We start from the raw sequence: 8,980 nt of genomic DNA, 5'->3' as shown, positions 1-8,980 counted from the left end.
GACCAGCGATTATATCGGCCGCAAGACAACTTATGCCATCTTCTTCGCGCTGGGCGTCGTCCTCTATGCGGCGGTGCCGTGGACCGGCCAGACCGGCAGCGTTTTCCTGTTCGTGCTGTTCTACGGGATCATCCTCAGCATGTATGGCGGCGGCTTCGCCACCATTCCCGCTTACCTGCGCGACGTCTTCGGCGTGCGTTACGTCGGCGCCATCCATGGCCGATTGCTGACCGCGTGGTCGGTGGCGGGCGTGCTTGGCCCGGTGCTGGTGAATTATATCCGGCAGTACCAGATCGACAGCGGCGTTGCGAAGGCCGACGCCTACACGGTCACCATGTACATCATGGCCGGCCTGCTGGTTGTCGGCCTCCTGCTCAACCTGATGATGCGGCCCGTCAATGCGCGCTTCCACATGAAGACCGAACCAGCGGTGGCTTAGAGTCAGTTCCATCCCGACAGAATCGGGATGGGCTCTATCTTATTGTTTGAGCATGATCTTTTCCGAAAATCGGAATCCACTTTCGGGATCAGCTCTGAGGAAACCGACCATGGCGCAAGACAACGAGAATTCGATCAGACTCACGCTGGCCTGGCTGCTGGTCGGCATCCCGTTGGTCTGGGGGTTCTGGATGACGCTGGTGAGTGCGACAGCCCTGTTCCAGTAGTCCTCGTCTTCGTGCGCAGATCTGCCTGGTCTGTCAGGCGCTGATCTGCCTGGCGTAATAGCGCACCGCTTTCTTGCCGCCATGGATGACGGCGTCGCCGGCCTCGACGAAGCCGAGCGCAGCGTGAAAGGCATCCGAGGCGGGGTTCGGCGGGGCGGTGTTGACTTCGCAGGTGACCAGCGTGTGGCCAGCGCGCTCAACATGGCCGAACAGGTCCTGATAGAGCCGGCGGGCGTGGCCGCGGCCGCGTGCGTGCGCCGCCACGACGACCCGGTCGACATAGACGAAGCGCTCATGGCGCTCGCGGAACCACAGGAAATTCGGGCTGTCGTAGCGGGCGTCCTGGTCGAAGGTCATGATGAAAGCTTCGAGATCGCCGATGCGCCTGGTGTAAAATGCTTCGCCAAGCAGGAAGGCCAGCCGCTCAGCCTCCAGCCACGACAGTTCCGCGGCATGCTCGTTGTTGAGCGCCAGGATCGCCGCTTCGTCTTGGGCCGATACACGGGCTATCGGGGCAGGGCTCGAGGTCATGCCTTGGCTGCCGCGATCGTTGCCGCCACCAGCGCTGTGTCGGTCAGCGTGTTGCGGTACTCGCGATCGAGATCGGAACCACCCATGCCGACATGGGGATTGCGGTAGTCCATGGCACTCGGCACATCCTTGAGGGCGGCAAAATGCATTTCGGACAGGCCGGTTCTGCTGCGCACTTCGGCAATGTTGTGCAAATCCAGTCCGCCGCAGCCGAGGATGACGATGCGGTCGCCGGCCTGCCGCACCAGATCCGCCAACAGCGGCAAGCCTTCGATGGCAGTGTCACGCTGGCCGCTGGTCAGCACGCGGCCGACCTTGCTGCGGATCAGCGATTCGAGCGCCTCGGCCGGCTCGCGCGTCATGTCGAAGGCGCGATGGCAGGTGACGTTCAAGGGGCCGGCGGCCTGCGTCAGTTCGCTCATGCGCGCCTCGTCCATGGTGCCATCGGCGTTCAGGCAGCCAAACACCACGCCGGGCACGCCGAGTTCGCGCAGTGCCGAGACATCTGCCAGCATCGAGGCATATTCGGTCTCACTGTAGAGAAAATCGCCGCCGCGCGGCCGCACCATGACGTGAAACGGCACGTTTGCCTGCTCGATGGCGGCGCGGATCGTGCCGAGGCTTGGCGTAATCCCGCCTTCGACGAGGCTGGCGCACAGTTCGACCCGGTCGGCGCCGGCGGCTTGCGCCGCGAGAAGGCCGTCAATGCCTTCGACACAGATTTCGATCAGCGGCAGGCGGAGAGCTTTGGTCAAGGGGCGATCCATTCCATGATTCCCGGCCAGCCCTACCACCGCGCCGGTTGCTGCGAAAGCGCGAACAGACTTTCGCGCCGGGCACGGACTTCGCGGTTATTGGCGCAATTCCGTGTTCTTGGCGCCTTGCTCGACCTGATCGATCACCAGAAGCTTCACCTCGATATCACCGATATTGGTGGCCTGATGCCACTGGCCGATCATTTCGATGATGAAATCGCCGGCCTTGTAGGTGTTGCTGTCGCCGGTCTCGACATTGGTGACCTTCAGCGTGCCGGCCTGGACATAGGCATAGCGCGGGAAAGGGTGCCTGTGGACCGGCAAGGTCGCGCCCGGCGCGATGTCGTAGGTCGAGACCAGCACCTGCACGTTCTTCTGCGGCAGCGTGATCGGTTGGCCGGACGCGGTCGTCGTGCGCGACGCAAGAGGGGTCACGACGACAGGCGTGCCGCTGCTGTCCAGCGCGTGGGCCGGGTTCGCGGAAAAGGCTGCCGCGAGCAGCAGTCCTGACATCAAAATTTTTCGCATGATTCGCATCCACCCCTGGCGTCAACATCGCGCAGTGGCCACCAGCACGCAAGGCAGCGCCTTGGGCACCTGCCTGCCGGCCAAAAATATTTTTGTCGCCCCTCTTGAAGGAAAAAAACACGATTACCAGATCGTTTTCCGTCGAGGCTTCGGCTCGACATACTGGCGTCGCAGCGACGCTGCGACAGCCTCGTAATCCATGTTGCTTCACGGAGGATATGGCTATGAGAAGCTCTGATTATACCCCTCTTTACCGCACAACGGTCGGCTTCGACCGTCTCTTCGATATGCTCGAAAAAAGCGTACGCTCCGACTGGCCTCCCTACAATATCGAGAAGACCGGCGAGAACGACTATCGCATTACGATGGCTATCGCCGGCTTCGCTCTCGATGAGGTCGAACTCATGCAGAACGGCCCCGAATTGTCTGTCGTCGGCCAAAGGAAACCCGACCAGGAAAATCGGGAGGTCCTTCATCGCGGCTTGGCGACGGGCAACTTCAAGCAGGTGTTCAAACTTGCCGACCACGTAAAGGTCAAGGCGGCCAACCTCGAGAATGGCTTGCTGTCAGTGGACCTGGTCCGCGAAGTGCCCGAGGAACTCAAGCCTCGGCGCATTGAGATAGGGTCCGAAGCCAAAGCGGTTTCGCTCGAGCAACCCGGCAAGAAGCAGTTGATCGACTCGGATGCGGAGCCTCAACGCGAGGTCGCCTGATTCCCTGGACCTAAATCTACGGTCCGCCTCCCGGTTCGGCCGGGAGGCACAGATCGCGGAGAATGGAGATGAGAACCGACACTTACAGTTTTCACCAACCTGAACCGAAAAATCTTGCCGCGGAATCCGCCGGATTGCGGACGCCGGATGATGTGCTGAACGAGGAGACGATGACGATCGGTGCAAAGCGGGCTTTGCTCGCTTTCTGGGCTTCCGACGTTCATGCGGTTCCTGACAATCCCGCGTTGCGGCAATTGGACAACGGCGCCATCGTGGAAGTCAGCGACATACTTCGCGCCCTCCGCCTTCTGGACGAAACCGGGCGGGAACCGCGTGTTTCAAAGGGGTCGGGAACCGTCAGCCTGTCTTTCGACCGGCGCCGCAAGAAGAGCCGGCTCGGTTGGATGCGGCGCCCCTGGCGGGATGACGATGATGATCCGCCGCCAATCCCGGCCTTTGCGACGGTGCCGCCCGGGCGTGGAGGCGGCGGCATGTTGGCCGAGCCGGAGCATGCAATCGCATGATGACCCAAGCCAGCAACAACCAACGTGCGGAATGGAGGATCACATGAGTTACAGGACGTTCGACCGACCGGTCCTGGTCAAGAATGGCGAGTTCGTTCAAGAAATAGGGTGCCTCGACGATGCGTTCGACTTCTTTGAGGAGTGGCCAAGGGAACGGCGAGGTCCGATTTTCGAAACGGCCTTTCGAGCTTGCCAGCGTGCTCACGACGGCCAGGTTCCGCTGACGGTGGCGCGCGATGCCGTCGCCGGCTTCGCAAGATCCGTCAAAATCTTGCAGGACCCGCTTGCCCAATTCCCTTGGATGGACGGCACAAGGTCAGGTCGTGGTGGGGTAACCGCTTAGCCTTGATAAGGGGCGGCGCCATCAGGATGGTTCGGCTGCATGGTCGTCGTTTCCGCATCGCTACAAGGTGAGCTGCCCTGCCAGCTCACCTTTGGCGGGCGGTTGTTGTTCGAGCCGTTAGTACGGTTTTTTGGCGGGCGCGTCCGCGTCGCCATCAGCGGCATGCGACACTATCGCAGATTATGCCACGGCCCTCAGCGGAGGCTCCGCCATTGTCCCCAGGCCGTCGCATTCCGTGCAGGCACCCGTTTTTCCGGGGCAGCCACCCCGATGGGTTCCCTGAGGGCAGCAGTGTCCGTTTGACGCATACCATTTGGAGCAGTCGAAAACCCTGCCGCTGCCATGACAGCGCAGGCATTCCATATTTGATGAAATCATACCCAATTCTTGCCCAACCCAAACGCACTCGCCCCATGCCGCAAGTAACAGGAATCATTGCGCTTTCAAGCACACTGCCCTGACTTAAATTGGGGGGATCGACGGACGGCCGGCATCGATGCGAACTATCGTTGCGCCGTAATTGCGTTGCTCGTGAAAACCTTGCTCGTCACAAGCCGGGTTGGGCATTGGTCGGCACCAGCAGGCTGCGCCGCCTTGTCCGGTTCCTTGTCGGCAGTGACAGCGACTGCGTCGCCGGGCTGCGCGTTGGCGGCCTGTGTGGACGTGGACGCGAAGAGGACCGTCTGAGTGATGAGAGCCGAAACCGCGGCAACCTGGACCAGCACGGCGGCAAGGGCGATCTTCTTGAGCATGCGAGAAAACGCTTTTTGGCGCTCCCGGTTCCCCCATTCAGGTTTTCGGCTTGCTGCGGGAACAAGGGACCGGCAGTGCGGTTAACTCGATTATGCCGAGCAAGATCAAAGAACCACCATCGAAGCCCGAACCGGAGAAGCTACCTGTCCGACGTCGGGACAAAGAAGCCCCGCCAGAGCTTGAACATGTCGACCCGCCACCACGAGATGTGCGAGAGGCACCGGCACCCAACCCGAACGGTGACAAGAGATGAAATCCTGATGAGATCGCCGTGAAGAGATCGCCGTGATCGAAGCGCGCTGCATAGCGGCGCCAGGTCAAGTTGAGGATCAACCTGCGGCTGCCTGCGGTTTTCCAGACATGCCATAGATCAGCCCCTATGGGCGACCTGACCGTCTCAACGCTTTGAAGAATTTGGCTCCCCGGGCCGGATTCGAACCAGCGACCAACCGGTTAACAGCCGGTTGCTCTACCACTGAGCTACCGGGGAACGGAGGCTCTTATGTGAGTGGCGCAGCCTATAGCTGCCCTTTTCGGCTTTGCAAAGAAGCTTTTCACATTTTTCCGAGGCTTTTTCGCATAGGCCTTTCTCGCAATCGTCGAAGGATGCCCTCATATTAGCCGTCTTGGCAGGGATATGGAACCGAAAGCGCGGCGGCGGCTTTGGTTTGAGCATGCTTGCGAACGATCGAAACGGGTCAATCTTTCGAGACGATGACAGCACAAGACAACCAGATGCCGGCGCGCAAAATCTCTGTTTTCGGGCGCGAGTTCAAAATGCCGCGCTCGCGCGGGCTCAGAATCACGATCGGCATCCTGCTGACCATCGGTGGCATCCTCGGTTTCCTGCCGATCCTCGGCTTCTGGATGGTTCCGCTCGGATTGCTGGTGCTGTCCTATGAATTCGCCATGGTCCGCCGTCACCGGCGTCGCTTTGTCGTCTGGTGGGAACGGCGTCGCCGGCCCGATTGACCGCCGATAGCGCAAGGTGGTGTTTCAGTGGGCGGCCTGCTCTTCCAGTGCCTCACGGATCTGCTTGAGAACAGCCGCGGCCGAGGCAAGCCTTGCCCTGTCATGCGGCGACAGGATGCGTTCTTCTCCCATCAGGCTATGCTTAACTGTCCGCTAATAAAGCGGTCCGATGATTTGCCGGACGCCGTCCGGACTGACGCGAGGAAACCGTTCGGAATGCAAGGCGGCCGCTTGACGGCATTTTCGCCGCAACCTATTGGAACCGGGTGGAACGCCGGGAGCAATGAGGCCTCGTGGCGGAGTGGTTACGCAGAGGACTGCAAATCCTTGCACCCCGGTTCGATTCCGGGCGAGGCCTCCAATGCCCGGGCCCCCGCGCGGCAGCGCAGGGGCCTGAAGTTCCTGACACAATGGACCGCGGTTCTGGCGCGGCAAGCGGACTGGTTGGGACATGAGCGCTGATTTCTCCGAACTACGCGTCAAGATGGTCGACGGCCAGGTCCGCACCACAGATGTGACCAGCGCGCCGCTACTCGATGCAATGCTTGTCGTCCCAAGAGAGATGTTTGTCGGCGCCGCCCAGCGCGATCTCGCCTATATCGACGAGGACATCCGCATTGCAGCCGGCGCGGACGGTTCGCGCTACCTGATGGAAGCGTCGCCGTTGGCCAAGCTTATCCAGCTGGCCGAGATCAACCCGACCGATTCGGTGCTCGATGTCGGTTGCGGAACGGGCTACGCCTCGGCCATCCTGTCGCGGCTGGCCGGGTCCGTAGTGGCGCTCGAAAACGATTCGGCGCTGGCGGAAACCGCCAGATCGACGCTTTCGTCGCTTGGCTGCGGCAATGTGACCGTCGTCCAGGGCGCGTTGCCGCAGGGGCATGCCGCCAAGGCGCCTTATGATGTTATCTTTATCGGTGGCAGTGTCGCGGAAGTGCCGGCCCCGTTGCTCGACCAGCTTGCCGAAGGCGGCCGACTCGTCGCCGTCGAAGGGCAGGGCAATTCCGGCGTGGCCCGTCTCTTTTTCAAGGCCGGGGGGGTTGTAACCGGAAGACGTGCATTTAATGCGGCAATTAAGCCACTACCGGGGTTTGAACGCATTCGTGCTTTCGAATTCTGAATGATTTGGCCTTGCAGCAGAGGCTTTGTCATGGTCGCTTGCATTTGAACGATCGCTGCTGATGCCAAACTGGGGGCACTTTGGGGGTGAGCAGCAGGGAACACGAACACGCGGCGCCGGCTGATCTATGAGAGAAGCAGGCGCGGCGCGGTTCCCATGGAAAACGAATGAGGGTTTAACCGTGCCGTCTTTACGCAAGTCACTTTTCACCGCCGTCCTCGTTTCGGCGACCATGCTGTCCCCACTGGCCGCTTCAGCCGAAACCATCTCCGGCGCGCTTGCAAAGGCCTACCAGTACAATTCTTCACTGAATTCGGCCCGTGCCGGCGTTCGCGTCACCGATGAGGGTGTCGCCATCGCCAAGTCGGGCTACCGCCCGGTTGTCACCGGCTCGGCGGATATCGATTATTCGAGCAGCCATCTCAACGGCACCAATTCAAGCGTGCGGCTGACCACCGGCAATTTTGGCGTCCAGATCGACCAGACGCTGTTCGACGGCTTTCAGACCAGGAACAATGTTGCTGCCGCCGAAGCACAGGTCCGGGCCTCGGTCGAAAGCCTGCGCAACACCGAAGAGGGCATCCTGTTCAGCGCGGCGCAAGCGTATATGAACGTGATTCGCGACCGGCAGGTCGCTGTGCTGACCGAGCAGAACCTGCAGTTCCTGACCGAGACGGCGCGCGCGGCGCGTTCGCGTTTCGAAGTTGGTGAAGGCACACGCACCGATGTCGCCCAGGCCGACGCCTCACGCGCCGCCGCCGTGGCATCGCTGAGTGCTGCCCGGGCGCAGGCGCTGGCAAGTGCGGCGCTCTATCGCCAGATCGTCGGCGACGAGCCGGGCAAACTCAAGGGCGCTTCGCCGGTGGCAAAGCTGTTGCCGTCGAGCCTCGCCGCCGCCGTCGGGGTGGCCTCGAACGAGCATCCGGCCATCCTTGCCACGCAGCATCTGGTCGACGCCGCGGCGTTTTCGGTGAAGTCGGCCGAAGGCGCGCTGTTGCCGCAGCTGTCGGCTTCCGCCGGCGTTTCGAGCGCCTATCGCAATACCTCGCCTTTGCCAGGCGTCGGTTCGCAGGATGGCACGACCAATTCGGCCAGTGTCGGGGCAACGCTGACCATCCCGATCTATTCAGGTGGCCGCACCTCGGCGATCGTGCGCCAGAACAAGGAATCACTCAGCCAGGCCCGCATCCAGGTCGACGTCAGCCGCGACCAGGTGCGCCAGGCCGTCACCGCCGCCTGGACCGAGTACACCGCCGCGCAGCAGCAGCTGACGGCCAACAGGCAAGTGATCGAAGCCGCGAAGCTGGCACTGAACGGTGTCATCGAAGAGCGCAATGTCGGCCAGCGCACCACGCTCGACGTCCTCAATGCGCAGGCGACGGTCATCACCGCCCAGATCAACCAGGCCGGTTACGAACACGATGTGGTGGTGGCGAGCTACGCCATCCTGCAGGCGACCGGCCGTCTGTCCGTCGACCGCCTTGGCTTGCAGGTAGCGAAATACAAGCCTGAAGAGCACTACAACGCGGTCAAGGACAAGTGGTACGGACTGCGCACGCCGGACGGCCGCTGAGGCGTTCGGCCTGAACTGGCCGTGTTCCCTGCTTGAGCAGGATCTTTCGCGCTGCGGCTCTCGGGTTCAGATGGCGCTAATCTGTTGAAATCCCACAAGTCCCCAGATTGGGGATTCTCGTGCGGCGATCCGTCGGTTACGCTGTGGCCATGATTCGATCCGGCTCTGCCGGAGCGGAAAACCCAACAGGGGTCACAAGGGCGGCGGATGTGACGATGGCAACGGCAAGCAGCGCACAGCGCGAACCTTCCATGGAAGAGATACTGGCTTCCATCAGGCGGATCATCGAGGACAGCGACGGCGGCCGCAAGCAGCCGGGCGACGCCGATGAGCTGAGCCAGGATCTGGAGCGCGCGTCGAGCGTCTATGCAGCCCCCGACGTGGAAGCTTTTCGTGCCGACCTGCATGCCGCCCCCGAGGGCAGGAAGCCTGTCACGCTGGCGGAAGTCCAGTCACAGCTGCCGCCGGCCGAGCCGGTGGTGGCGCGCATGGAAACGCCGGTG

Annotated in this window: 12 protein-coding genes, 2 tRNA genes and 1 pseudogene; 10 read left to right on the top strand and 5 right to left on the bottom strand. The window is 61.8% G+C overall.

What is annotated here, in order from left to right:
* Window positions 1–439 (top strand): MFS transporter (locus EN932_RS21110; RefSeq protein WP_128369035.1); only part of this gene is annotated, 439 nt, incomplete at its 5' end.
* A 259-nt stretch (window positions 440–698) separates the two neighbouring features.
* On the opposite strand, the gene EN932_RS21100 is transcribed toward EN932_RS21110, so the two are convergent.
* The 3 genes from EN932_RS21100 to EN932_RS21090 all read right to left on the bottom strand — a co-directional run bounded on the left by EN932_RS21100 (window position 699) and on the right by EN932_RS21090 (window position 2,479).
* Window positions 699–1,196 (bottom strand): GNAT family N-acetyltransferase, encoded by a 498-nt coding sequence (locus EN932_RS21100; protein WP_127369315.1) that lies wholly within the window; start codon window positions 1,194–1,196, stop codon window positions 699–701.
* Complete coding sequence (locus EN932_RS21095) at window positions 1,193–1,963, bottom strand: copper homeostasis protein CutC (protein ID WP_063172331.1); 771 nt, start codon at window positions 1,961–1,963, stop codon at window positions 1,193–1,195. The genes EN932_RS21100 and EN932_RS21095 overlap by 4 nt, the downstream gene beginning before the upstream one ends.
* A gap of 84 nt (window positions 1,964–2,047) precedes the next feature.
* Entirely contained in the window at window positions 2,048–2,479 is a 432-nt protein-coding gene (locus EN932_RS21090) for a cupin domain-containing protein (RefSeq protein ID WP_024503833.1), read from the bottom strand.
* On the opposite strand from EN932_RS21090, the gene EN932_RS38020 reads away from it, so the two are divergent.
* The 4 genes from EN932_RS38020 to EN932_RS21075 all read left to right on the top strand — a co-directional run bounded on the left by EN932_RS38020 (window position 2,397) and on the right by EN932_RS21075 (window position 4,059).
* Entirely contained in the window at window positions 2,397–2,675 is a 279-nt protein-coding gene (locus EN932_RS38020) for a hypothetical protein (protein WP_164753782.1), read from the top strand. The two genes, EN932_RS21090 and EN932_RS38020, sit on opposite strands and share 83 nt — an antisense overlap.
* 28 nt (window positions 2,676–2,703) lie before the next feature.
* Entirely contained in the window at window positions 2,704–3,192 is a 489-nt protein-coding gene (locus EN932_RS21085; protein ID WP_013531273.1) for an Hsp20 family protein, read from the top strand.
* A gap of 68 nt (window positions 3,193–3,260) precedes the next feature.
* Entirely contained in the window at window positions 3,261–3,716 is a 456-nt protein-coding gene (locus tag EN932_RS21080; protein ID WP_127370165.1) for a hypothetical protein, read from the top strand.
* Window positions 3,616–4,059, top strand: coding sequence for a DUF982 domain-containing protein (locus EN932_RS21075; protein WP_348629888.1), 444 nt, complete (start codon window positions 3,616–3,618; stop codon window positions 4,057–4,059). The genes EN932_RS21080 and EN932_RS21075 overlap by 101 nt, the downstream gene beginning before the upstream one ends.
* A gap of 503 nt (window positions 4,060–4,562) precedes the next feature.
* Here EN932_RS21075 and EN932_RS21070 read toward each other — a convergent pair.
* Both EN932_RS21070 and EN932_RS21065 read right to left on the bottom strand, forming a co-directional pair.
* Window positions 4,563–4,811: a hypothetical protein gene (locus tag EN932_RS21070; RefSeq protein WP_127370166.1), complete on the bottom strand. Its 249-nt coding sequence runs from the start codon at window positions 4,809–4,811 to the stop codon at window positions 4,563–4,565.
* 416 nt (window positions 4,812–5,227) lie between these two features.
* Window positions 5,228–5,302, bottom strand: a tRNA-Asn gene (locus EN932_RS21065).
* Window positions 5,303–5,526: 224 nt separating this feature from the next.
* On the opposite strand from EN932_RS21065, the gene EN932_RS21060 reads away from it, so the two are divergent.
* The 5 genes and pseudogenes from EN932_RS21060 to EN932_RS38985 form a co-directional block, all read left to right on the top strand.
* Window positions 5,527–5,784 (top strand): hypothetical protein, encoded by a 258-nt coding sequence (locus EN932_RS21060; RefSeq protein ID WP_024503836.1) that lies wholly within the window; start codon window positions 5,527–5,529, stop codon window positions 5,782–5,784.
* A gap of 287 nt (window positions 5,785–6,071) precedes the next feature.
* Window positions 6,072–6,145, top strand: a tRNA-Cys gene (locus EN932_RS21055).
* A 90-nt stretch (window positions 6,146–6,235) separates the two neighbouring features.
* On the top strand, window positions 6,236–6,904 hold the full coding sequence (locus EN932_RS21050; protein WP_024503837.1) for a protein-L-isoaspartate O-methyltransferase: 669 nt from the start codon (window positions 6,236–6,238) through the stop codon (window positions 6,902–6,904).
* A gap of 181 nt (window positions 6,905–7,085) precedes the next feature.
* A complete protein-coding gene (locus tag EN932_RS21045) occupies window positions 7,086–8,477 on the top strand; it encodes a TolC family outer membrane protein (protein WP_013531279.1) in 1,392 nt (463 codons plus the stop codon).
* A gap of 215 nt (window positions 8,478–8,692) precedes the next feature.
* Window positions 8,693–8,980: pseudogene (locus EN932_RS38985) on the top strand (DUF2497 domain-containing protein); the annotation flags it as partial.

Source organism: Mesorhizobium sp. M7A.F.Ca.US.002.01.1.1 (assembly GCF_004022955.1).
Lineage (GTDB): Bacteria > Pseudomonadota > Alphaproteobacteria > Rhizobiales > Rhizobiaceae > Mesorhizobium > Mesorhizobium ciceri.
This window is presented reverse-complemented; position numbering and strand designations above follow the sequence as displayed.